General features: G+C 57.7%; 23 protein-coding genes. 12 read left to right on the top strand and 11 right to left on the bottom strand.

Annotated features, from left to right (window positions below; all coding sequences use genetic code 11):
- Window positions 1-172 precede the first annotated feature (172 nt).
- The 4 genes from gltB (at window position 173) to mnmA (ending at window position 7,902) form a co-directional block, all read left to right on the top strand.
- Window positions 173-4,741, top strand: a complete 4,569-nt coding sequence (gltB, locus tag H8E27_07145) for a glutamate synthase large subunit (protein ID MBC8325384.1) — start codon at window positions 173-175, stop codon at window positions 4,739-4,741.
- Between the two features lie 12 nt (window positions 4,742-4,753).
- Window positions 4,754-6,337: a glutamate synthase subunit beta gene (locus H8E27_07150; GenBank protein MBC8325385.1), complete on the top strand. Its 1,584-nt coding sequence runs from the start codon at window positions 4,754-4,756 to the stop codon at window positions 6,335-6,337.
- 71 nt (window positions 6,338-6,408) lie between these two features.
- Window positions 6,409-6,804, top strand: coding sequence for an ACT domain-containing protein (locus H8E27_07155; protein MBC8325386.1), 396 nt, complete (start codon window positions 6,409-6,411; stop codon window positions 6,802-6,804).
- 48 nt (window positions 6,805-6,852) lie between these two features.
- A complete protein-coding gene (gene mnmA, locus H8E27_07160) occupies window positions 6,853-7,902 on the top strand; it encodes a tRNA 2-thiouridine(34) synthase MnmA (GenBank protein ID MBC8325387.1) in 1,050 nt (349 codons plus the stop codon).
- A gap of 63 nt (window positions 7,903-7,965) precedes the next feature.
- On the opposite strand, the gene H8E27_07165 is transcribed toward mnmA, so the two are convergent.
- From H8E27_07165 to H8E27_07185, 5 genes are all read right to left on the bottom strand, one after another.
- Window positions 7,966-8,616, bottom strand: coding sequence for a lipoate--protein ligase family protein (locus H8E27_07165; protein MBC8325388.1), 651 nt, complete (start codon window positions 8,614-8,616; stop codon window positions 7,966-7,968).
- Complete coding sequence (nth, locus tag H8E27_07170; protein ID MBC8325389.1) at window positions 8,613-9,260, bottom strand: endonuclease III; 648 nt, start codon at window positions 9,258-9,260, stop codon at window positions 8,613-8,615. The genes H8E27_07165 and nth overlap by 4 nt, the downstream gene beginning before the upstream one ends.
- Before the next feature lie 95 nt (window positions 9,261-9,355).
- Window positions 9,356-10,570 (bottom strand): KamA family radical SAM protein, encoded by a 1,215-nt coding sequence (locus H8E27_07175; GenBank protein ID MBC8325390.1) that lies wholly within the window; start codon window positions 10,568-10,570, stop codon window positions 9,356-9,358.
- A 57-nt stretch (window positions 10,571-10,627) separates the two neighbouring features.
- On the bottom strand, window positions 10,628-11,917 hold the full coding sequence (locus tag H8E27_07180) for a hypothetical protein (protein ID MBC8325391.1): 1,290 nt from the start codon (window positions 11,915-11,917) through the stop codon (window positions 10,628-10,630).
- 4 nt (window positions 11,918-11,921) lie between these two features.
- Window positions 11,922-12,278: a zinc ribbon domain-containing protein gene (locus H8E27_07185; protein MBC8325392.1), complete on the bottom strand. Its 357-nt coding sequence runs from the start codon at window positions 12,276-12,278 to the stop codon at window positions 11,922-11,924.
- Window positions 12,279-12,425: 147 nt separating this feature from the next.
- On the opposite strand from H8E27_07185, the gene H8E27_07190 reads away from it, so the two are divergent.
- The 4 genes from H8E27_07190 (at window position 12,426) to H8E27_07205 (ending at window position 15,700) form a co-directional block, all read left to right on the top strand.
- Window positions 12,426-12,695: a hypothetical protein gene (locus tag H8E27_07190; protein ID MBC8325393.1), complete on the top strand. Its 270-nt coding sequence runs from the start codon at window positions 12,426-12,428 to the stop codon at window positions 12,693-12,695.
- A 9-nt stretch (window positions 12,696-12,704) separates the two neighbouring features.
- Window positions 12,705-13,505, top strand: coding sequence for a TatD family hydrolase (locus tag H8E27_07195; protein MBC8325394.1), 801 nt, complete (start codon window positions 12,705-12,707; stop codon window positions 13,503-13,505).
- Window positions 13,506-13,646: 141 nt separating this feature from the next.
- Window positions 13,647-14,801, top strand: a complete 1,155-nt coding sequence (gene eboE, locus H8E27_07200) for a metabolite traffic protein EboE (GenBank protein ID MBC8325395.1) — start codon at window positions 13,647-13,649, stop codon at window positions 14,799-14,801.
- Window positions 14,798-15,700, top strand: a complete 903-nt coding sequence (locus H8E27_07205; protein MBC8325396.1) for a UbiA family prenyltransferase — start codon at window positions 14,798-14,800, stop codon at window positions 15,698-15,700. The genes eboE and H8E27_07205 overlap by 4 nt, the downstream gene beginning before the upstream one ends.
- On the opposite strand, the gene H8E27_07210 is transcribed toward H8E27_07205, so the two are convergent.
- Both H8E27_07210 and H8E27_07215 read right to left on the bottom strand, forming a co-directional pair.
- Window positions 15,697-16,593, bottom strand: coding sequence for an NAD(P)-dependent oxidoreductase (locus H8E27_07210; protein MBC8325397.1), 897 nt, complete (start codon window positions 16,591-16,593; stop codon window positions 15,697-15,699). The genes H8E27_07205 and H8E27_07210 overlap by 4 nt on opposite strands.
- A gap of 87 nt (window positions 16,594-16,680) precedes the next feature.
- A complete protein-coding gene (locus tag H8E27_07215; GenBank protein MBC8325398.1) occupies window positions 16,681-17,559 on the bottom strand; it encodes an MBL fold metallo-hydrolase in 879 nt (292 codons plus the stop codon).
- 168 nt (window positions 17,560-17,727) lie between these two features.
- On the opposite strand from H8E27_07215, the gene rpoN reads away from it, so the two are divergent.
- The gene (gene rpoN, locus H8E27_07220; protein MBC8325399.1) at window positions 17,728-19,215 is read left to right on the top strand and encodes an RNA polymerase factor sigma-54; all 1,488 of its coding nucleotides are present in this window, start codon (window positions 17,728-17,730) and stop codon (window positions 19,213-19,215) included.
- 17 nt (window positions 19,216-19,232) lie between these two features.
- On the opposite strand, the gene def is transcribed toward rpoN, so the two are convergent.
- A complete protein-coding gene (gene def / locus H8E27_07225; protein MBC8325400.1) occupies window positions 19,233-19,799 on the bottom strand; it encodes a peptide deformylase in 567 nt (188 codons plus the stop codon).
- Complete coding sequence (locus H8E27_07230) at window positions 19,799-20,722, bottom strand: ParB/RepB/Spo0J family partition protein (GenBank protein ID MBC8325401.1); 924 nt, start codon at window positions 20,720-20,722, stop codon at window positions 19,799-19,801. Before H8E27_07230 ends, def begins: the two co-directional genes overlap by 1 nt.
- A gap of 63 nt (window positions 20,723-20,785) precedes the next feature.
- On the opposite strand from H8E27_07230, the gene H8E27_07235 reads away from it, so the two are divergent.
- The 3 genes from H8E27_07235 (at window position 20,786) to H8E27_07245 (ending at window position 23,194) form a co-directional block, all read left to right on the top strand.
- Window positions 20,786-21,241 carry a DUF309 domain-containing protein gene (locus H8E27_07235; protein ID MBC8325402.1) on the top strand — a complete coding sequence of 152 codons (456 nt, stop codon included), beginning with the start codon at window positions 20,786-20,788 and terminating at the stop codon, window positions 21,239-21,241.
- 73 nt (window positions 21,242-21,314) lie between these two features.
- Window positions 21,315-22,406, top strand: a complete 1,092-nt coding sequence (gene bioB, locus H8E27_07240) for a biotin synthase BioB (protein MBC8325403.1) — start codon at window positions 21,315-21,317, stop codon at window positions 22,404-22,406.
- 2 nt (window positions 22,407-22,408) lie between these two features.
- Entirely contained in the window at window positions 22,409-23,194 is a 786-nt protein-coding gene (locus H8E27_07245) for a M14 family metallocarboxypeptidase (GenBank protein MBC8325404.1), read from the top strand.
- Between the two features lie 4 nt (window positions 23,195-23,198).
- On the opposite strand, the gene H8E27_07250 is transcribed toward H8E27_07245, so the two are convergent.
- Window positions 23,199-23,795, bottom strand: a complete 597-nt coding sequence (locus tag H8E27_07250) for a YdeI/OmpD-associated family protein (protein ID MBC8325405.1) — start codon at window positions 23,793-23,795, stop codon at window positions 23,199-23,201.
- Window positions 23,792-24,354, bottom strand: a 563-nt coding sequence (locus H8E27_07255; GenBank protein MBC8325406.1) for a D-2-hydroxyacid dehydrogenase, incomplete at its 5' end; no start/stop codon positions are given. The genes H8E27_07255 and H8E27_07250, both read right to left, overlap by 4 nt.

Genomic DNA, 24,354 nt, shown 5'->3' on the forward strand with positions numbered 1-24,354 from the left:
CACCCCCAGAGGAATGCAACCCGTGACCGCCAGAAATTCCTTGTCGGTTGTTCACCAGTAATTCACACCATTAATCAAGCCTAAAAAAGATTTTGCGCAAGGCACCATTCATCGCTATGGTGACCGGCCTTTTGCGCTGGTGAATGCGCGGAATGAATGAATTTTGATCAAGATGAGCAACAAACCGCAATTTGGGTTTCCCCCGAAACAAGGCCTTTATGACCCGGCTAATGAGAAGGATAGCTGCGGCGTTGGGTTTGTGGCCCATGTGAAGGGGGTGCCGAGTCACCAAAATGTGCTCGATGCCCTTGAGATGCTGGGCAATATGGAGCATCGCGGCGGCTGCGGGTGCGAGCCTAATACCGGCGATGGCGCGGGTATTCTCGTTGGTTTGCCCGAGACATTTCTGCGCAATGCGGCCAAGGAGGACTTGGGCGTGGAGCTGCCCGCAAAAGGGCGCTTCGGGGCCGGGTTGGTGTTTTTGCCGAAAATCGAGAGCGAACGCCAAAAGTGCATCGCTGCCGTGGAAGCGATTATCGCCGAGCAAGGGCAACGGTGCATCGGCTGGCGCGAGGTGCCATCGGAGACGGAGGCAGCCAATGTCGGCCCGGCGGCGCGTGCGGCGGAGCCGCACATCATGCAGCTGTTCATCGGCGCGGCGGACGGGTTGGAAGGGGACGATTTTGAGCGCCAACTTTATGTCATCCGCAAACGCGCCAGCCATCAACTGCGGTTCGATGAGGGCCTTGCCGAGCGGTTGTTGTTTTACATTTGCAGCCTGTCGAGCAAGGTGATGATTTACAAGGGCATGCTCAACACGGAGCAGGTGATGAAATATTTCACCGACCTCGCTCGGCCCGATTTTCAAACGCACCTCGCGATGGTGCACTCGCGGTTTTCGACCAACACCTTCCCGAGTTGGGATCGCGCGCAGCCGTTTCGCTTCATGAGCCACAACGGTGAGATCAACACGCTTCGCGGCAATGTGAATGCCATGCGCTCGCGGCAGGGCACGTTGGAAAGTGATTTGCTCGGGGAAGATTTAAAGAAACTGTACCCGATCATGGAGCCGGAATGTTCTGACTCAGGCAACTTTGACAACGCGTTAGAATTTCTGCTGATGAGCGGACGGTCCTTGCAGGAATCCGTGCTGCTAATGGTACCCGAGGCGTGGCAAAAGCACCGCCAAATGCCCCAAGCCAAGCGCGATTTTTACGAGTACAATTCCTGTTTGATGGAGCCGTGGGACGGCCCCGCGTCCATCGCGTTCACCGACGGCAAATACATCGGCGCCGTGCTCGACCGAAATGGACTGCGCCCGAGCCGCTATTATCTCACGCACGATGACCGCGTGATTATGGCCAGCGAAGTGGGCGTGATCCCCATCGATCCCGCCAATGTAAAAGCCAAAGGACGCTTGCAACCGGGCCGGATGTTCCTCGTCGATTTTGAGAAAGGCACGATGGTTCCCGACGAGGAAATCAAAGCCGATTTTTCCACCCGCCGCCCGTACGGCGAATGGCTCCGCAATCAACGCATCGAGCTGGACGATCTCGCCGCCGCTGGCGAAGCGCACGGCTTGTCTGCGAATACCCTCCGCCAGCGGATGCAAGCCTTCGGGTACACGACCGAGACGATGCAGTTTATGCTGCTGCCGCTCATCCACGAACTGCGCGATCCCGTCGGCTCGATGGGCAACGACGCCTCGCTGGCCTGTCTCAGCGATCAGCCACGGATGATTTACGATTACTTCCGCCAACTCTTCGCGCAAGTGACCAATCCCGCCATCGATTCCATTCGTGAGGAGGTCATCATGTCGCTCGAGTGCTACATCGGTCCCGAGAAAAATCTGGTCGATACCACCGAGGCCCAGTGCCAACGCCTGCGACTGCCGCATCCCATTCTCACCAACGAGGAATTGCACGCGCTTAAGGGAATGGATTATCGCGGTTGGCGCTCCAAGGAAATCGACATTACATTTCCCAAAACCGAAGGCCCCGCCGGCGTCGCTAAAGCGCTTGAACGCATCTGCGCCGAGGCGGAGCAAGCTATCGCCGATGGTTTCAGCCTCGCCATTCTTTCGGACCGCGCCATCTCCGCGGACCGCATTCCGCTGAGCACGTTGATGGCCACCGGCGCGGTGCATCATCATTTGGTGAAAAACGCGCTCCGCACGCAAATCGGCCTCGTGCTCGAGACTGGCGAAGCACGCGAGGTGCATCATCATTGTTTGCTTGTCGGTTACGGCGCGGATACGATCAACCCGTATCTCGCCTTCGAGTCGCTGTGGCAAGCGCGCCACGAGGGGTTGACCGATGCCGAGAAGTTTGCCGATGACGCATCCATCGTCGCCGCCTATCGCAAAGGCGTGGCCAAGGGCATGCTGAAGGTGATGGCCAAGATGGGCATCTCGACGTTGCACTCTTATAAAGGCGCTCAGATTTTCGAGGCCATCGGCCTGCGGGATGACGTCATTGACCGCTGCTTCATCGGCACTGCCAGCCGCGTGCAAGGCGTGAATCTCGATGAGCTTGCCGAGGAAATGCTGCGCCGCCACGCGCTTGGTTTTCCTGAGCGCGCCGAGGACGAATCGGAGAGCTTGCCCAACCCGGGCGAATTTCACTGGCGCGCCGAAGGCGAAAAGCACATGTGGAATCCGGAATCCATCGCCGCGCTGCAAACCGCCGCGCGCACGAATAATTTCGATTCGTACCAGCAATTTTCCAATCACATCAACAGCGACACCAAAGCGCGCTGCGCGTTGCGCGGGTTGATGGAATTCAAAGAAGGCGTCAACGGCGGCCCAATTCCCATCGACGAGGTCCAACCCGCCAGCGAAATCGTGAAGCGATTTTGCACCGGCGCGATGAGCTTCGGCTCCATTTCCGCCGAGGCCCACGAGGGTCTGGCCATCGCAATGAACCGCCTCGGCGGCAAGAGCAACACCGGAGAAGGCGGCGAAGATCCGGAGCGGTTCAACCCGCTGCCCAACGGCGATTCCAAGCGCTCGGCGATCAAGCAGATTGCCTCGGGCCGGTTTGGCGTGACCATCTGGTATCTCACCAACGCCGACGAGCTACAGATCAAAATTTCCCAGGGCGCAAAGCCCGGCGAAGGCGGCGAACTGCCCGGGCGCAAGGTGGACGACACCATCGCGCGCATCCGCCACAGCACGCCCGGCGTGGGGCTGATCAGCCCGCCGCCGCATCACGATATTTATTCCATCGAGGATTTGGCGCAGCTCATTCACGATTTGAAAAACGCCAACCGCGCCTCGCGCGTCAGCGTGAAGCTCGTGTCCGAAGTGGGCGTGGGCACGGTCGCTTCCGGCGTGGCCAAGGCCAAGGCCGATCACATTTTGATTTCCGGCGAAACCGGCGGCACCGGCGCTTCGCCGCTCACCAGCATCAAACACGCCGGGTTGCCGTGGGAACTGGGCATCGCCGAGACGCATCAAACGCTGGTGCTCAACGACCTTCGCAGCCGTGTGGTGTTGCAAACTGACGGCGGCCTCAAAACCGGCCGCGACGTCGTCATTGCCGCGTTGCTGGGGGCGGAGGAAATGGGTTTCTCCACCGCACCGCTTGTCACGATGGGTTGCATTATGATGCGCAAGTGCCACCTCAACACGTGCCCCGTCGGCATCGCGACGCAGGATCCGGAGTTGCGCAAAAAATTTGCCGGCGATCCCGAGTACGTTGTCAATTATCTGTTTATGGTCGCCGAGGAAGCGCGCCAAATTATGGCGAGCCTTGGCTTCCGCACGATTAACGAAATGGTCGGCCGCGTCGACGCGCTCGAAATGCAAAAGGCCATCGACCACTGGAAAGCCGACGGCATTGATCTTAGCGCCATTCTCACGCCCATCGAAAAACCGCACGCCGATGTCGGCACCTACTGCACGCAAAAGCAGGAGCACGATTTGGATCTCGCGCTGGATATGAAACTGCTCGATTTGGCCAAGGGCGCCATCGAGGCGGGCGAGCCGGTGGAGATCGACCTGCCAATCATCAACACCAACCGCACGGTTGGCACGATTTTGAGCAACGAATTGGCCAAGGCCCACGGCGCGGAGTTGCTGCCCGATGACACGGTGAAAATTAAATTCACCGGTTCCGCCGGCCAAAGCCTCGGCGCGTTTCTCGCCAAGGGCGTGAGCATTGAGCTCGAAGGTGACGCCAACGATTACGTCGGCAAAGGGCTTTCCGGCGGCAAGCTCACCATTTATCCGCCCAAAGTTTCCACCTTCGCGCCGGAAGAAAATATCCTCGTTGGCAATGTCTGCCTTTATGGTGCCACCGGCGGCAAAGCGTTTTTCCGTGGACGCGCCGCCGAAAGGTTTTGCGTGCGCAACAGCGGCGCGGCAGCGGTCATCGAAGGCGTGGGCGATCACGGTTGCGAATATATGACCGGCGGCCGCGCGATCATCCTCGGTCCAACCGGCCGTAACTTTGCCGCGGGAATGTCCGGCGGCGTGGCTTACATTTGGGATCCAGAAGACGCCTTTGCGCCCAATTGCAATATGGAGATGGTGGAGCTCGAAAAAGTGGAGGACGCCGAGGACATTGCCGAGTTACAAAGCCTCATCGAGGAACACGCCGAACGCACCGGTTCCACCGTCGCCGTCGAGGTGTTGGACAACTGGAGCACTGCGCTTGGCCAATTTGTCAAAGTGATGCCAACCGATTACAAACGCGTCCTCACCGAACGCAAACAACGCGAACAGGAACTGGTCGCTTAAAAGATTTTTTCAATGGGTAAACCGACAGGATTTATGGAGTTCGAGCGCGAGACCGTACCGTATCGCGATCCGCTCGAGCGTTTGAATGATTACGACGAGATCAACACCACGCCGGATGAGGGCCATCTGCAGACGCAGGGCGCCCGCTGTATGGATTGTGGGGTGCCGTTTTGCCAGTCGGCCAACGGCTGCCCGATCGATAACCTGATTCCCGAATGGAATCATCTCGTGTATCAAAAGCGTTGGAAGGAGGCGATTGATCGCCTGCACAAAACGAATAATTTTCCCGAATTCACCGGCCGCGTGTGCCCGGCACCGTGCGAAGGCTCGTGCGTGCTCGGCATCACCAACCCGCCGGTTACCATCAAGAACCTCGAGAACACGATTATCAATCGCGCCTTTGAGGAAGGTTGGGTGACCAGTGAAGCGCCCAGCAAGCGCACCGGCAAGAAGATCGCTATCGTCGGTTCCGGCCCGGCCGGCTTGGCCGCGGCGGATCAGCTTAACAAGGTGGGCCACGAGGTCACCGTGTACGAGCGCGCCGACCGCATTGGGGGCCTGCTGATGTACGGCATTCCGAACATGAAGCTCGATAAGGGCGTGGTGGAGCGTCGTATCAATCTGATGCGAGAATCCGGCGTGAAGTTTGTCACATGCGCGCATGTTGGCAAAAAAGAGGACTTCGCCTCCGGTCACATGACTCAGATCATGGAGGAACGCGGCTGCGAGATGCAGTACATCGATCCAAACGATTTGCAGAAGGACTTTGACGCCGTGCTGATGGCCACCGGCGCGACCAAGCCGTTTGATCCCTCCGGTCGCAATCCGGGCCGCGATCTCAAGGGCATCCATTTCGCGATGGATTTCCTCACGCGCAACACCAAGAGCCTGCTCGATTCCAATCTGAAAGACGGCGAATACCTCACCGCCAAGGACAAGCACGTGATTGTCATCGGCGGCGGCGATACCGGCGCGGACTGCATCGGCACCTCGCTGCGTCACGGCTGCAAGGATGTCGTGAACTTCGAGCTGCTCGACCAACCCCCGGCCGAGCGCGCTCCGAACAATCCCTGGCCCCAATGGCCGCGCGTCTATCGACTCGATTACTCGCACGAAGAGAATAAGGCGAAGAACGGCAACGACCCGCGCGCCTATCACATCTTGGCCAAAGAATTTGTCGACGACGGCAACGGCCACATCAAAGGCGTGAAAACCGTCGAGGTCGATTGGAGCAAACCCGTCGAAGGCGGTGCGCCCTTTAGCGAAGTGGAAGGTTCCGAGAAGGAATGGCCGGCCGATCTCGTGCTGCTCGCCACGGGCTTTGTTGGCCCCGAATTGGAAGTCGGCGAAATGCTCGGCCTCGAGACACAGAACCCGCGTGGCAATTGGCAGACCTTTATTGGGGAGCACGGCGAATTCACCACCAACGTGGAAGGCGTGTTCGTTGCGGGCGACTGTCGCCGTGGCCAATCGCTCGTCGTTTGGGCCATCAACGAAGGACGCGGTGCTGCGCGCGCCGTTGATCAATATCTCATGGGCAGCAGCTTGCTTCCCGCCCCGGGCGTCACGCAGGGCAGCGCACTGGCCGGCGTTTAGTGGGTTGGCGTTAATGTGTAATTTGTGCTAGGTTTCCCTTAACCTAATCGACTCCCAACCAAAGGATTCCTATGGAAATCACTAAGCAACTGGCCGTGTTTCTCGATAACCGTCCCGGCACCCTGGCGCGTGTGTGCGATGCGCTCGCTGAATCCAAAGTTAATATCCAAGCGCTTACCACCAGCGACACAGTAGACCACAGCGTCGTGCGAATGGTGGTGGACGATCCGCAAACCGCCGTGTGGTTGCTCGAAGAACACGGTGCGATGGTCGTCGAGGACGACGTCGTGCTCGTCGAGGGCGACAACAAATCCGGCAGCCTCGCCGACATCGCCCGCAAGCTCCGCGATGCCAAAGTGAACATCGAATATTTATACTGCGCCACCCCCCCCGCCTCGCGCAAAGGACTCCTCGTGCTCCGCGTGGACGATCCCGCCAAGGCGTTGAAAGCCCTCAACGGCGGTTGATAAAAAATGCCATTCGCCGAAGCAAAAAAAACACGCATCCTGTGCGGTATGAGCGGCGGCGTGGATTCCTCCGCCACCGCCGCGTTGTTGATCGAGCAGGGCTATGACGTCGTCGGCGTCACCCTCAAGCTGTGGCCGCAGGACTGTGTTTCCCGCGCCGAAGATAAATGCTGCGGCCCGCAAGCGGTCATGGACGCCCGCTCCGTTTGCCATAACCTTGGCATCCGCTACTATCTCATTGATGAAGCGGAAGACTTCCAGAAACACGTCATCCAATATTTCGCCGACGAATACAAAGCCGGCCGCACGCCCAATCCCTGCGTGATGTGCAACGAGCATCTCAAGTTTGGCCGCCTCATCGAGCGCGCCGATCAGCTTGGCGCTGAGAAGATTGCCACAGGCCACTTCGCCCGTGTGGAACAAGATGAAACCACCGGCCGTTATCTACTGAAGCGCGGCCGCGACGAGCGCAAGGATCAAACCTATTTTCTGTTTTCCCTGCGGCAAGATCAACTTTCCCGTGCCCTGTTTCCGTTGGGCGAGAAAACCAAAAGCGACACGCGCGATGTCGCCCGCCATTGCAACCTCAAGACCGCCGACAAAGAGGAGAGCATGGAGATCTGTTTTGTGCCGGATAACGACTACGGCGGCTTCCTGCAAAAGGCCGGTCTCGCCGAAAAGCATCGGGGCGAAATCGTCGACCTGAACGGCCGCGTGCTCGGGCATCATGACGGCATCGAATTTTACACCATCGGCCAACGCAAAGGCCTGGGCATCAGCGCGCCCAACCCGCTGTACGTCCTCGAACTCAACGCCGAGGAAAACCGCGTGGTCGTCGGCCCCGTTGAGAATCTCGAAAGCGAATCATTCGAAGTCGAACGCTGCAACTGGATCCCGTTTGCCGAGCTGACCGGGCCCATCGAGGCCACCACGCGCATCCGCTACAATCATTCCGGCACAGCGGCCACCATCGAGCCCGGCGAAAACGGCCGCGCCACCGTCCGCCTCCACACCCCCCAACGCGCCATCGCCCCCGGCCAAGCCTGCGTATTCTACCAAGACGACCTCGTCCTCGGCGGCGGCTGGATTGCACGGTAATCGGGGGGGGGCTGTTTACACTTTGCGCCATTCCAATGGACGAGGTGGAACTCGTCTCTTTTATCAGCGTTTTCGATTATGGGAATCCAACCCGTATTTTGTGGCCGCCAACTCATGAGCCCTCGTTTCCGGGAGGGTATCGAGTAAACCGCAGTCACCGGCTACGGCATCCATCCAGTCCTGTTGCGGCCAATTGCCCAGCGGTTGCACGGAGCCTTGAATCAGAAGTCCAAAACGATTGCGGCGTTGAGCGGCGCCGGCGATTTTTTTGCCGTTCCAAAGGAGGTCATGAAGTTCGTGCCCCTCAAAGCATTCCCCGGGCTTGGGGCGGCGACAGCAATCGGCCAGTGTTGTTTCTATCCCGATCGCTTGAAAGGCTGTCTGTAACAGGGCATGCACACGGTGATAGCTTTCCGTCGCGGGCAGGGCGGTCCAGTCATGATCCTTGGGGAAGGTGAGGCTGTAGGTCCAATCGCCGTCATGCGGCACCAAACCGCCGCCCGTGCAGCGGCGGATTAAAGGCCGCAGCGCGGTGGTTGTTTCGAGTTCGGTAATCTTTTGGGAGTAGCCAAAGGTGGCGCAGGGTTGGGTCCATTCGTAAAATCGCAGAATCGGCTGACCGATCGCGGCACTGTTTTCCAGCAAGGCCTCGTCCAGAGCCATGTTGTAAGCCGGTTCGCCTGAGCCGCTCTCGAGTAATAGCCAGTTCATCATGGGGCGGAAGGGCACAGATGGCGGATTTCGCAGGCGGCACAATCCGGCTTGCGCGCAGCGCAGCGGCGCCGGCCATGCCAGATGATCCAGTGACTGAAGAGAGTCCAGTGCTCGCGCGGCACGAGCTGGATCAGGTCTTTCTCAATTTTCTCGGGCGTCTTGGCCGAGGTGATTTTTAAGCGATCGCACAGGCGCGCCACATGCGTGTCCACCACCACACCTTCATTGATGTTAAAGGCGTTGCCGAGAATGACGTTGGCCGTCTTGCGCCCCACACCGGCCAGCGCCACCAGTTCCGGCATCGTCTGCGGCACCTCGCCATTGTGGTTTTCGACGAGGGCGTGGCAGGCATTTTGAATACTCTTGGCCTTGTTGCGAAACAGGCCGATTCGCCGGATGTCATTCTGCAATTCCTCCAGCGGCACGGCCGTGTAATCGGTGGCCTGGCGATATTTTTTGAAGAGCTCGGTCGTGACGATGTTGACCTGCTTGTCCGTGCATTGGGCAGACAAAATGGTGGCCACCATCAGCTCCAGCGGGTTGCGATAATTCAGCTCACAATGCGCGTCGGGATACGTCTGCTGAAGCCCCGCGATAATGTCGGCGAGGCGTTCGCGTTTGGCAGTCTGAGATTCTCGCGGCATTTTTATGAACACAGATGAGCAGGATATTCAGGATGAGAAAAAGAAAAAATCCTGAATATCCTGCTCATCATTGTTAGAAAACCTTCCCAACGGTGTTACACCAATTCCGGTTCCTCGATGGAGGCGGGGCGGGGGTGGAGTGGAGTGCCGTCGGGGGCTTCGGGGTACTCGAATACTTTGCCTTCGAAGTTGCGGATGACGACGCGGTCGGCGTTGTGGCTGAGGACGTAGTTGGGCGCGACGGGCACCTTGCCTCCGCCACCGGGGGCATCGATGACGTATTGCGGCACGGCGTAGCCGGTGGTATGGCCGCGGAGGGTTTCCATGATTTCCAAGCCGCGACGGACGCTGGTGCGGAGGTGGGCGCTGCCATTGATGAGGTCGCACTGGTAAATATAAAGTGGCCGCACGCGACACATTAGCAATTTTTGCAGCAGCGCTTTCATGACGATTTCGTCGTCGTTCACGCCCTTGAGCAGCACGGATTGGTTGCCGAGTGGGATGCCGGCGTCGGCGAGGCGGGCGAGGGCATCGCGCACTTCGGTGGTGAGCTCGCGTGGGTGGTTGGCGTGAACGCTGACGAAGAGCGGATGAAATTCGCGCAGCATCGCGCACAGCTCGGGGGTGATGCGTTGTGGCAGGAAAATGGGGATGCGGCTGCCGATGCGGATGAATTCCACGTGCGGAATCTCCCGCAGCCGGGTGAGCAAGTGCCGGAGCTTGTCGTCGCTGAGCAGCAAAGGGTCGCCGCCGGAAAGCAGCACGTCACGCACCTCGGGATGTTCGCGGATGTAATCGAGTTGCTGTTCGAAGTTGGGCCGGAAGCCATAGCCGGTGGCGTTGCTGACCATCCGCGAGCGCGTGCAGTAACGGCAGTAAGCGGCGCAGCGGTCAGTCACCAAAAACAAAACGCGATCCGGATAGCGATGTACGAGCCCGGGCACGGGCGAGTGGCTGTCTTCACCGCAAGGGTCGTCCATTTCCCACGAGGCGGTTTCCGTTTCATTGATGCTCGGCAGCACTTGCCGTCGGATGGCGCAGTCCGGGTCATCAACGTCGATGAGATTAAAAAAGTGTGGCGTGATGGCCATCGCCAGTTTGGTGTCGGCCAACCGCGCGCCTTCGGTTTCGGCTTCGGTGAGAGTCGGAAGGTGCTGTTGCAGTTGCTCGAGCGAAGTGACGCGGTTTTTTAGTTGCCATTTCCAATCGTCCCAATCGGCATCGGTCGCACTATCCCACGCACCGCGACCGGCGGAGTGGAATTGCTTGAGTTCGCTCAGCAAATTGTGCGGGTTAATGGTGGATGACATATGCGGGCATCTTACCGACGCGGGCTGAAGGTGTCAATTCAGCCGGTGTGCGTTGGCTCAAGGTCGGCGGAGGATTTTGCTCAAGGCGTTGCTGGGCCGATTGGGGGCGCGTTTGAGGTCGGCGAGAATGGTATCGAGCAACGTGAGCGATTGCATGGCCACTTTGCGTCGTGCGGCATGGGCCTCGGTGGTGAGGGTGGGGATGGGCCCGTTGGGTTGGTGGGGTTTGCCGATGTATTGCTGGAGCACCAGACGGTATTCGCGGGTGATGCGCGTGAGCTGGGGCGGAGCGTTAATTTCCACGAGAATCAGTTTCTGTACCAGTGGTAACAGCACTTTTACGTGATTGGCGTGGGTGCCGGTTTGTAGATATTCGCGCAGCGGCACAGATTTCCGGCCATCTTCGCGCGCGGCTTCCACGCTTAATAAGTTGGAGAGGTGCCCCTGCGCGACGTTGGGCATCCAGCGATTTTGGGCATCGCGATTGCGAAAGCGCGTTTGCGTGAGCGACCACCATTGCTCAGCGGCAAGCATCGTTTTGAAATCAAACGCGGCTAGAAATGCGTGTTGACTGTTGGCGCGGCGGTTGGTTTCGCGGATAAAAAATTGCATACGCCGGGCGCCATCGGTTCGGGCCAGTAAATGGGCGGTGAATAAATGAGCGTGCGCGCGGTAACGCATAAGGCCCTCGCCGAGTTGTAATTCGGCGGGTGGCAAACTAAGGTTGAGATAGGATACCTGAGGGGTGTTTTGAATGACGACTCGACTGCGGCGTAATGCGTCGGGTTGAAACAAATTATTGGCGCGGTTAAGTGTGAGCGATGCGAACAGGGCAGGGCCGTTTTTTTGGGTGAGTATTTCGGTGAATCCCTCGGTAAGCCAGGGCGGGATGCGCGGGGTTTTGCGGCTGTAACGGCCGGCGTATTCCTCGATCAACAGCGACACCATCGCGTGTAGTAGCTGGCGGCTGGGCAGTTCCTCCGGCACGGTGAGTTGATATCGCCATTGATCACCAAACGCTTGGCGCTCAAGCACCGGCTTCGTGCCCGGCGGCAGGTTGATGATGCGCAGCATGACGTGGCCGTTCCATAGATCGCTCACGCCCAATTCGCGCAGCAGGTGTTTCTTGGTTTCTTCAGCAAAAAAAATGAGGCTGTGCGCATTCACTCGCACGACGGCGGGAATCCCGTTTTTGCCGGAAACAATCGGGCGCGGCGCACGATCCAGTTTCCAAATCGCGGAGAATTGTTTGGTGACGCTCGTCACCGGCTGTGGTCTTCGGAAAGGTTGCGCGTCGGCTGTGCTCCACAGTGCGGAGAAAACTAAAATGAAAAGAGCGCGCGTCATTGCGTCAGGTTTTCTTCGGCTTCTTTTTGGCGGCCGGTTTTTTGGAATCCGTTTTATTGTTGTCCTTGCTTCCTTTGGAATCTTTGGAATCAGATTTTTTCTCAGTGGCTTTCTTGGCCGCATCGGCGGCTTGCTTTTCGCCGCTCTTGTAGCTTTCGCTGCGATAATCGGTTTCGTAAAAACCGCCACCCTTGAAAATAATCCCGGCGCCGGTGCCAAGCAGTCGTTTGACTTTACCCTTGCCCCATTTTTTTTGGGCGCACGCATCCTCCGGGCAGATTTTTAAGTGTCCTGCTTTGATGGAATGAAAAACCTCAATGGTCTTTTCGCATTTGGCGCACGAATACTCGTAAGTTGGCATGAACTGGAACCCCCTCCTTCTGCGGAAAATTTACGGTAAAACAGACGTTCAAGTCAAGTGGATGACGGCTTGCTTTACACAGGTTATTCACATAGGGTTTTCGCGAACCCCAAATCGCCTTCAGGCGATCCATACGCTATGACTATGATGACCCGCCAAAAAGTAATGGACCAATACTTCATGGACGCCCGGCACAAGCTGATCGACATCGCCGCGTTCCTTGACCGCGTAGAAGGCGCGGAAGGTGCTGAAGATTTTCGTATGGTCGCCTTTCGCGACGCCATCAAGCATCTCGAAGACGGCGGCAACGACCGCGCCAAAGACGTGCTATTGGCCTTCAGTGATCCAACGGAAGAACCGATTGCGAAAGCGCCAGGGAAGGGTGCTTGTGGGGCTTGGCCAGGAAAAGACGCTTAAGCAACAGCGATGCATTTCATCGAACCTCATGCCCATATGGTCAGTCGCACGACTGACGACTATGCTGATATGGCGACCGCCGGTTGCGTGGCGCTTTGTGAGCCGGCGTTTTGGGCTGGGTTTGATCGCAGTAGTGCCGATGGGTTTCGTGATTATTTTCGGCAGTTGACGGAGTACGAACCCAAACGCGCGGCGAATTTTGGGATCAAGCATTTCACTTGGCTTTGCATTAACCCGAAGGAATCGGAGGACATGGCGTTGGCGAAGGATGTGCTGGAGGTGATTCCGGAATTTATGGACTGCCCCAACGTGCTGGGCATCGGCGAAATTGGCCTGAACAAAAATAGTCGCAACGAAGTGAAGGTGCTCGAGCAACACGTGGACCTCGCCGCGGCGCACGATCAACTCATCCTCGTCCACACACCGCATCTCGAGGATAAACACAAAGGTACGCGCTTGATTTTGGATGTGCTGAAAAACGACAGCCGCATTAAACCCGAACGCGTGATGATTGATCACGTGGAGGAACACACCATCGGAATGGTGCTCGACGCCGGTCATTGGGGTGGGATGACGCTGTATCCTGAAAGCAAATGTTCCCCCGCGCGCGCCATTGATATGATCGAGCGCTTCGGCAGCGAGCGATTGTGGTGGGACGCCGCTTGTGACTGGGGCCCCAGCGTGCCGCTCGCCGTGCCACGGACTGCGGTGGAAATGCGGCGCCGCGGTCACGAGGAGGCGTTGATTGAGAAAGTGATTTTTAAAAATCCGAAGGCGTTTTTGAGCCAGTCGGAGCGGTTCGTTATTTAATGACCAAGTCGCAATGACCAAATCCCAAGGAATTTACAAATCCAAAGCTCCAAGTTGAACTGCTGACTTGGGATTTGTTCATTGGTCATTCCCTGGTAATTGGTCATTGGTAATTGGGGATTTTTTCCCCACCCTTTCCCCGTGAGGCTCAACCACAATCTCCAACTCGCTTACTGCACCAACATCCATCGCGGTGAAAACTGGGCGCAGACGTTTGAGTCGCTGCGAACGCACACGTTGGCGGTGCGGGATGCAGTGGCGGCGGGCGAGTCGTTTGCCATTGGGCTGCGGCTCAGTGAAGTGGCGGCGCGGGAATTGAGCGGTCCGGCCACACTGGAACGTTTCCAGCAATGGCTGGCGGATGAAAATTGTTACGTGTTTACGATCAACGGTTTTCCCTTTGGCAATTTCCACGGCACGCGGGTGAAGGAGCAGGTTTATGTTCCCGACTGGACCGACCCTGCGCGACTCGAATATACGAACCGGCTTTTTGATTTGATTGCCGCGCTCGTGCCCGACGGCATGGAAGGGAGCGTGAGCACCTTGCCGGGGTCGTTCAAAGAATTCATCACCGAGCCCGCGCAGGAACAAGCCATCCGCGACAATCTTTGGGAATGCGTGGAACACATCGCGAGTTTAAGCGAGCGCACCGGTAAAGCGCTGCACCTCGGTTTGGAGCCGGAGCCGCTCGGCTATTTTGAAACCAGCGCGGAGACGATTGCCTTCTTCGAGCAATTGCGCGCGGAGCATCCTGATGATGCACGGCTCGAAGCGCATCTCGGCGTCAACTACGACACCTGCCATCTCGCCGTGGAATACGAGGAAGCTGCTGACGCACTCGGCGCATTCCGCGCGGCTGGCATTCGCATTAGTAAACTGCATCTCAGCGCCGCGCTGAAAGTCACGCCCGATTCCGACACGCGTGCACGGCTGAAGCCATTTGAGGAGGATGTTTATTTGCATCAAGTGATCGAGCGGATGCCGGACGGCACTCTCACGCGCCATCGTGATTTGGATGTGGCATTAGCGGCGGAAACCCAAGCTGACGAGTGGCGCATTCATTTTCACATTCCGCTGCACTGTCCCGATGGGGAATGGTTTGCCAGCACACGAAATCACATCGATGACGTGCTCGATGCATTGCAAGCCGATCCGAGCCTTTGTTCGCATTTGGAAATGGAAACTTACACGTGGGAAGTGTTACCCGCCGAAATGAAAAACCTTACCGTCGTCGAGCAACTCGTCCACGAATACGACTGGACGCTCGCCCAATTGCGCGCGCGGAACCTCGGATGAAAATGCTGCGCGCATTATTGGTGCTCGGTCGCGTGAGCAATCTGCCCACCATTTGGAGTAACTGCCTTTGTGGTTGGCTGATCGGTGTGGGGCTCAGTGATTCGTTTCGGATGGATTGGGCAATGTTCGTCTGGCTCGCCAGCGGGGCCACCGCGATGTATCTCGGCGGGATGGTGCTTAACGACGCTTGCGACGTGGCCTTCGATCGCGAGCATCGCCCCGAGCGGCCCATTCCCAGCGGTGCGATTACGGAAAAATCGGTTTGGTATTTGGGCATTGGATTATTGGCGGCGGGCACGGGGTTGCTCGCCATTCCCGGCGGGGCCACGGCATTGTTGGCGCTGGCGTTATTCAACTGCATTTTGCTTTATAATTTCATCCACAAACAAACTGAATGGTCGCCCGGGCTCATCGCGGCGTGTCGATTGTTGCTCATCGTGTTGGCGGCGTGTTTTGCATTTGGAACCACTGGGAATGAAGCCACTTTCTTTGCGCATATCCAAAGCGGCGCGGCGGTGTGGACGGCGTTGGTTTTGTTTGCGTACGTCACCGGCTTGAGCTGTTTGGCAAAGGTGGAAAGTGCGGAAGGACCGGTGCGATATTGGCCGTGCGCGTTGCTGGCGTTGCCGGTGGGTTTGGCGTTAATGGTGAACGTGGGTGACTCGCGAAAAGATGCGCTGTTGGTGGGAGCCATTTTGGTGCTGTGGGTGGTTCGTAGTTTACGATCCACCTTTTGGGCCAAACAACGCAACATCGGCCGCACGGTGGGCGGATTGCTCGCGGGGATTGTGCTGGTTGACCTTCTCGCCGTGGCGCAAGCGCCCACGGAAATTGCCGCGGTTTTTTTAGGCTTGTTCGTGCTGGCGCTGGCGGCGCAAAAATGGGTACCGGCGACTTAGTTTTCCGATGAATGCAGCGTTCGACCTTTGAAGGTGAGTTCGGCGATGCCGGATTTGTCGAGGTGGCCCAAGCCCATCGCGGTCATTTTTTCGTATTGCTTGTAGGCGGCTTTGGCGAGGGGGAGTTTTAGTTTTTCTTCATCGGCAAGTTTGAGGGCGATGCCGCTGTCTTTGGCGGCGTGCGCGGCGCTGAAGTAGCATTCGTGATCTTTGATGACCATATCTTCACCATCGGTTTCCAGCACGCGACTGTTAGCGCCGGTTTGGCTGAAGACTTCGCGGACCACGTCGAGGTCGAGGTTCATCGAATGGGCAAGGCCGAGGCCTTCGGCGAGGCCGGCGGTGTTGATGTTCATTACCATATTGAGCAACGCCTTAAGCTTGGCGGCGGCACCGGCGGGGCCGATGTATTTGTTGGTGATGGACAGGGCATTGAGCACGGGTTCGGCGCGGGTGAACGCTTCCTCGGCACCGGCGCACATTAAATAAAGCGTGCCGTTGCGGGCTTGGGTGATGGAGCTGGCCATACAGGCTTCAAGGGTTTGGGCTTCGTGTTTGGCGGCCCATTCTTCGACTTTGATGTGGGTGGCGGGGCTGATGGTGGCGCAGTTAATAAAGAGGCGGCCATTGGAACGGGCGAGCAGGGAGCCGCTGCTGTTGAAAATACTTTTCATCGCCTTGTCGTCGGTCACCACGGTGATGATGATGTCGGAGTATTTGGTGACTTCCGGTAGTTTGGTGCAATGCCGTGCGCCGATTTCTTCGGCTAACGATTGTGCGACGGGAGTGTTGGCGTCAAAGACGGCGGTGACGTTGAAGTTTTGTTCCTTGAGGCGGCGGGCCATATTGGCGCCCATACGGCCTACGCCGACGAATCCGATTTTTTCTGACATAGTTTGAGGAGGGTGGGTTGGGTTTGTTGGGTTTACTGGGTTTTTGCGTAGGTTGGGCCCGCGCAAATATCTGGTTCGCACGAAACCCTAAAGGGCTGCCGCTACGGTGGCAACGGATTTTTGCCCTAAAATGGCCGGGGAACTGGTGGGCAAAACGAGCGTGGGGCAGGGTGTGGTTTGCTCGGTAAGATGGACCTGAATGTGCTCGGCACTGAGCGCGGCGAGTTTGGCGGTGATTTCGGTGCGGACCAATTCGGGCGTGTTGCAGTCGCTGCTGAGGTGGGCGCAGTAGACGTGGCGGAGGTTGGGGTGCAAAATTTGCTCCAGAAAATCGGCTGCGCCTTCGTTGGAAAGATGGCCGTGTCGGCTGGTGATGCGTTGTTTGAGATGGGGGGGGCGGATAAGATCGCTGCGCAGGAGGTCAAGGTCGTGATTGGTTTCGAGCAGGAGCACTTCACATTCGCGCACGCGGTCGGCAATGAGGCGGGTGCCGTGGCCGAGATCGGTGAGCCACCCAATGCGTGCGGCGGGGGTGTGGATGACAAAGCCCACCGGCTCAATGGCGTCGTGCGGCACGGGGAAGGTTTCAACGGTGAGGTCGCCGACTTCAAAGGGTTGGCCGGTTTCGAAAATGCGAAACTCAAAGTCGCATTTATGAATGCGTCGGATTTCGTCCGCGGTGGGGCGGTTGCAATAAATCGGGATGCCAAGCTTGGCATTGAGCACGCGCAATCCTTGGATGTGGTCGGTGTGTTCGTGCGTGATGAGAATGCCATCGAGCCGCTCGGGGGTGCGATCCAGCGCGAGCAGGGAATTGCGGATGCGTTTGGCGCTGAAGCCGCAATCAACGAGCACGCGCGCGCCGGGCGTTTCCAAATACGCGGCGTTGCCTCCGGAGCCGCTGCCGAAAATGGTGAACCGAACCTCCTCCACGCGCCAAGTGTACGGGGAGCGGATCGGGGGCACAAATTAAATTCATTCACACATTGCGGATTGGTCGGGGGAGGTTATATTGGCAGAACCCTTTTTTGGCGAAACGAAAGTGCAAGCAGTTTGCGTGCCATTGGCCTTGCCTTTCGGAGCCAAAACCGGTAACTACAGACAGCCGCCTGACCTATGGCTTTTGAACCAAGAATGCAATTGGGACAGAGACTTGCGCAAATGCAGGTCATGTCTCCGCAGATGCAGCAGTCGCTGGCCTTTCTCCAAGCGCCGATGCTGGATTTGCGTTCGATGATTAACAAGGAGCTTCAGGAAAACCCGGTGCTCGAGGAGCTCTCGCCTGATGAAGCCGCCCCTGCCGATAATGGCGATGCCACGGCGGAGGCGAATGGCGAAGCTCCGGAAATCCAGCCACCCGACGGCACAAAAGTCGATCCCACTGAGGAAAGCAATGGCGAGCCGGTGGATGATTTCAGCAAGGAACTCGAGCGCCTCGCGGAGATGAGCGAGGAGTGGCGCGATCATTTCAATGCATCTCAAGTCGCCCCCACCACTCGCCCGAGCGAAGATGATGATGAGCGGCGGCAGTTTATGATGGAGTCCATCACCAGCGGCACGTCGTTGCAGGATTTGTTGATGGAACAATCCAAGATGAGCGATTTGAATTTGGAAGAGATGAAAGTGGCTGAAGAAATCATCGGCAACATTGATGACAATGGATTTCTGCAAATGAGCGTGGAGGAATTGGTGGAGGCTACTGAGTGCGACCGCGAAGTGGTGGAGGAAACGCTGTCGGTCATTCGCTCTTTCGAACCGGCCGGCGTGGGCGCGAGCGATTTGCGCGAGTGCCTGTTATTACAACTGGAACGTCAGGGCAAAATCGACACCGACGAATACAAATTGGTGGAGCATCACATGGATGCGCTGGGTCGCCGGCGGTTTCCCGAAATCGCCAAGGCGCTGGGCGTGGAAATTGATGAGGTGCAGGACATCGCCGAGAATATTTCCCACCTCGCCCCGCGTCCCGGCAGTGCGTTTAAAAATGAACCGGAGCAGTACGTGTTGCCCGAGGTATTTGTGGGCTGGAAGGATGATCAATGGGAGGTCACCTCCAATCGCGAGGAAGTGCCGCAGTTACGCATCAGCAATTCGTACAAGGATTTGCTGGCGGAAGCGCGCGACTCGAAGGACGTCCGCGAATACATCCGCGCCAAAATTCGCGATGGCAATTTTCTCATCAAGAGCATCCATCAACGGCAGGACACCATCCTCAATATCGCCCGCGAAATTGTGGCGCGGCAGGAGGCATTTATGGAAGAGGGCGTGTCGGCACTTAAACCCATGACGATGTCCGAGATCGCCGAGAAAGTGGAAGTGCACGAAACCACCGTGAGCCGCGCGGTGAGCGGCAAGTATATGAAAACGCCGCAGGGGCTTTTTGAAATGCGGTTCTTTTTTACCGGTGCCATCGCCACCACCAGCGGGGAAGGCGTCAGCAATACCAGCGTGAAGCAAATGATCGCCGATCTTGTAGAAAACGAAGACAAAGCAAAACCGCTTTCAGATGAACAGTTAGTGAAACTGCTCGGTAAAAACGACATCAAAATCGCCCGGCGCACGGTGGCGAAATATCGCGGCGAATTGGGCCTGCTCTCTTCGAGTATGCGGCGAGTTTATTAACCTCGAATTGCGCTTTGTTATTTGAGCGCCGCCTTCGTTTCATTTTGCAGAAACTCCAAGTCCTCCCTCAGCTCGTCGGTCTTTGACGCGCGATCCATACGGTCGATAAACAAAATGCCGTGCAGATGATCGGTCTCGTGTTGGACGCAGCGTGCGAGCAAGCCGCCGCAGACGAACTCAATGGGTTCACCGCGGGCGTCTTCGGCTTTAACGCTGACTTTTTCCGGGCGCGTGACGTCGCCATAAATTTCCGGAAAACTCAGGCAGCCTTCGGCACCGCTGACAGGGTCGTTGAGCGGCATTACTTCGGGATTGATCAGCACCAGCGGCATCAGCGAATTTGGATCCGCCGTTTCGCCATCAATTTCCAGCGTGCTCGGTCGATTCTCGGCAGCGCGAATATCAATCACCGTGAGCTGAATTGCACGCCCCACTTGCTGCGCAGCGAGGCCGATGCCGCGATATTCCTCCATCGTCTCGAACATATTGCTGATGAATTCCTCCAGCTCAGGCGTTATCCTTTCCACCCGTGCGCCCTTCTCGCGCAGCACGGGGTTGCCATAAATAGTCAGCGGCAAAACCATTACTTCGTCTCCACCCCCAACAAGCCGAGGATGCGCTCGAGGTCGTCGTCTGAAAAATATTTGATGGTGAGCGCGCCTTTGCCATTGCGATGCCGTAAACTGACCTGTGTGCCGAGTGCTTGTTTGAGGCGATTTTCCAAATCCGAAATGTGCACATCGGCCTTCGTGCCGCCGGTTGTTTTTGTTTTGGGTGCCCCACCACTTTGGCCGTTTTGTAAATTGCTCACCAAAGTCTCTGTGTCGCGCACGCTGAGGGTGTCGCGGATGACGCGGTCGGCAGCGAGCTGTTGTTGCGCGGCATCGTCCAGCCCGAGAATCACTTTCGCGTGTCCCGTGGCCAAGCGGCCTTGGCGCACGTGGGTTTGCACGTCTTCATCAAGCTTGAGCAATCGCAGCGCGTTGGCCACGGCGGCGCGGCTTTTGCCCACACGCGTGGCGGCTTCTTCCTGCGTGAGTTGGAACGCATCAATGAGCAGACCGTACCCTTGCGCTTCCTCAATGGGATTCAAATCCTCGCGCTGCAAATTTTCCACCAACGCCATCTCGAGCACTTCAGCATCCGTCGCCTCGCGCACCACGGCGGGCACGGTTTCTAATCCCGCGATCTGCGTGGCGCGCCAGCGGCGTTCGCCCGCGATGAGCTCGTACTCTTCGCCAACCATTCGCACGACGAGCGGCTGAATGATTCCGTTGGCTTTAATCGATTCCGCCAGGCCTTCGAGTGCTTCGCGGTTAAATTCCTTGCGCGGCTGCAACGGGCACGGCTTCAGTTTTTTCCAATGCAACCGCAACACACGCTCGCCTTCCGCCACAGGGGCCAGGGCGGGGGTGGCGGCGTCGGGTGCGGCAGGCACGCTGGGGGGAGTTTCCTTTTGGGTTCCCAACAACGCGCCTAATCCTCGGCCTAATCCGGTCTTCGCCATGCGTGTTTGTGGGGCAGTCACATTGGGATGTCAAAGGCGTGTTTTTCACAATATCCTCGGCGCGTGACGCATAAGAGTGGATGGATCGCCGACCGCGTGGCGCATTTGGCCGAAAACAAACAAGGCCATGATGCGCGTTACCTTGGCTACTTCGAGTGCTTCAATGCCGGTGAATTTTACGAAGCCCACGATGTGCTTGAGGATTTGTGGCTCGAAACACGCGGTACCCCCGATGCCGATTTTTATAAAGCGCTCATTCAACTCGCCGGCGGATTTGTGCACCTCACGATGCACGAAAACCCCAAGTGGCCCGCCGCCGGCCATCGCCTCCGCCCCGCCCATCGCCTGCTCGGCAAGGCGCGGGGCTATTTGGAAAACTATCCCGCAGATCATCACGGCCTCGATGTGACGGCCGCCCTCGCCCTCATCGACCAATGGCGCACGCAGTTGGAGGAGAATGATTTCCAGAAGAATCCTTTGCATCAACACGATGCACCCACCCTTGCCAAGCCTCGATAGGGACACGCACAGGGCGTCCCTGCCAACAACTGAAGCTTGCCCCCGCTTGCCGCCGCCTCTAGGCTCGTCAACCATGAGCGAGCAACAGGTTGACGAGCGGATTGCGGCATTGGGCCGATACGTACTGGACGGCGGCACGATTGAAAAGGATGACGCCCTTTTTCTATTCGAGCTCGAAAACTCCGCGGATATCCACACGCTGCTGTCGTGGGGCAATCGCATTCGCGAGCATTTTAAGGGCAACAAGATTCATCTTTGCTCCATCGTCAACGCCAAGGCGGGGGCGTGTTCGGAGAATTGTTCGTTCTGTTCGCAATCTGCCGCGTACCAAACCGGATCACCTCGGTACGGGTTTGTGGATCCCGAGCCGGTTGCTGAGGCGGGCGAGGAGGCCAATCGTAATGGCGTGACGGCAGTCGGCCTGGTGGCGGCCTGGCGCGGATTGAAAGAAGGCCCGATGCTCGATGAGGTGTGCGATCGGATTCGCGAAATGAAGGATCAGGGGCAGACTCGGCCGGATGCGTCACTGGGTTTGATTGAGTCGCAGGAGGTGGCCAATCGGCTGAAGGATGCTGGTCTTGAATGCTATGGCCATAATCTCGAAAGTTCGGAACGTTTTTTTCCGGAACACTGCACGACACACACGTTTGAAGATCGCCTGCGCACGATTGGGTTTCTGAAAAAGGCGGGCATCAAGATTTGCAGCGGCGGCATTATCGGCATGGGCGAGACGCGCGCGGATCGATGTGATCTCGCCATGAGCTTGCGGGAGATCGATGCCAGTGTGGTGCCGGTGAATATTCTGAATCCCATCGAAGGCACGCCGCTGGCGGAACAGGAATCGCTGCCGCCATTGGAGATTCTCAAGACCGTTGCCTGTTTCCGATTCATTTTACCGCGCAAGGAAATCATGATTGCCGGTGGGCGCACGGTGAATTTGCGCGACCTGCAATGCATGGTGTTTCAGGCCGGCGCCAGCGCGTTGATGGTGGGTAACTATCTCACCACGCTAAATCAGCCGGTGGAAAAGGATCTGCAAATGCTGCGCGATCTCGGGCTCGACCCGGATTGGACGGAGTTTGATCCGAATGACACGGGCGATTGCGGTTGTGACGAGAAGGAATCCTGCGCCCCCACTGAGGCTTCCGAGACGGTAACGGCCTAGCCGTGAACCCTCGTGGGCTCAATGACGGCTGTTATCGCGGCGACCGCATTGATATCGAGTCTGTGCTCACCGACTGCCTCGCTGCCGCCGAGGCCCATGGCTGGACGGTTCGTTGGTTGGAAACAACGAGCCCGCTTCGGCTCCTGACCCTCCATCGTGCGCCGACCAATCCTCGCCGGCATCTTTATTTATCATCCGGCATTCACGGCGATGAGCCGGCCGCGCCGTTGGCGATGTTGCAGTTGTTGGAGGAAAATAATTGGCCGGAGGACACGGAACTGTGGCTGAGCCCCTGCCTGAATCCCACTGGGTTTCCGATCAATTCCCGCGAGAGCGCCAGTGGCGAGGATTTGAATCGAGATTACAAACACCGGCGCACCCCGGAGATCGCCGCCCATGTGGCGTGGCTGGAAACGTTGCCGGATTTTGAGTTCACTATCCAACTGCACGAGGATTGGGAGGCGCAGGGGTTTTATTTTTACGAACTGAAAATGGACGGCACCCCCACGGAGCCGCGCCGTGTATTGGAGGCTGTGTCGGCGGTGTGCCCGATTGATCATTCGCCGGAAATCGATGGGCGCAACAATGATAGCGGGCTCATCAAGCCTGAGCTGGATCCCGCTGTGCGCGAGCTATGGCCGGAAGCGTTTTGGCTGGTGATGAACAAAACGCGCCTCAGTTACACTTGCGAGGCGCCGTCGGATTTCGAGATGGCCGTGCGGGTGGAGGCGTTGGTGACGGCGGTACGAGCGTTATTAACCACAGAGGCCCAGAGCGCACAGAGTTGAAAATTTATTTATATTTCCAGTTCTTATCCTTCCCCTCGGCCATCCATTCGAGGGCGGTGGCGATGCGTTTTTCGCGGGTGACTTCGCGTTTGGCTTCGGTGATCCATTCCACGTATTCGCGCTGACAGCTGGGAGAGAAATTCTCAAACGTCTTCTTGGCCTTCGCGTTTTTTGCCAGGGCCTTGGTGAAATAGTCGGGCACGGGCAAGGCCTTGCGTTTGGCGGGTTTGGGTGGCTTTTTGCCGCTGGCATTCAGGGCCGCGGCGGCTTTGATGTACTGGATCATCACTTTGTCCGCGGCCAAGTCCTTCACGTCGGTGAGTTTCTCGCAATTCATGAACGACGCGCCATCGTGGTCAAACAGGCCGTCCGGATCGGCCATTTCTTTCGCGCGCCAAAATCCAAAACGCACATGCGCCTTGAAGGCGGCCATGCCGGCCACGATACCCTCGTGCATGAACGCCGGCGCGCCCCATTTCATTTCCTCGGTCATCTGCGGACAGGCCTTGTGCATGAGCGCGCGCACATTGCGTAAAATGGGCTGGGCAAACGGCGCGGCCTTTTCGATGTAAGCATCGACCTTGGGGTTGGCGTTCTTCATGGTAGATTGACGACATTTTGCGGTGTGCCAGCCAAAAACGCACGCAGGTTTTCCACCGCAATCTCCATCAAACGCGCCCGGGCCGCGCGCGTGGCCCAACCGATGTGCGGGGTGATGATGAGATGGGGCGCGGTGAGCAACGGATTACCCGCAGGCGGCGGTTCAGTGCTCAACACATCCGTCGCCGCGCCGCCGATGCGGCCTTTGGCCAGAGCGGCGGCGAGATCGGCTTCGTTGACCAACGGGCCCCGGCCGGTGTTGATGAGAAATGCGCCGGTCTTCATTTGCTCGAGCAGCGCGGCGTTGACGAAGCCATGGTTTTCATCGGTCAACGGACAATGTAAACTCACGACATCTGCCTCGCGGAAGAGCGTGTCGCGATCAACGAATTGTGTGTCCGGTTCGTCGCGGACTGTGCGGGTGTGCACGAGAATCTTCATGCCGAACGCCCGGCCAATCCGCGCGACGGCTCGGCCAATCGCACCGTAGCCGACCAAGCCGAGTGTGAGCCCGTGCAATTCCACGAGCGGTTTTTTCCAGTAACAAAAATCGGGGCACG

This window comes from Limisphaerales bacterium, assembly GCA_014382585.1.
In the GTDB taxonomy this organism is placed as follows: domain Bacteria; phylum Verrucomicrobiota; class Verrucomicrobiia; order Limisphaerales; family UBA1100; genus JACNJL01.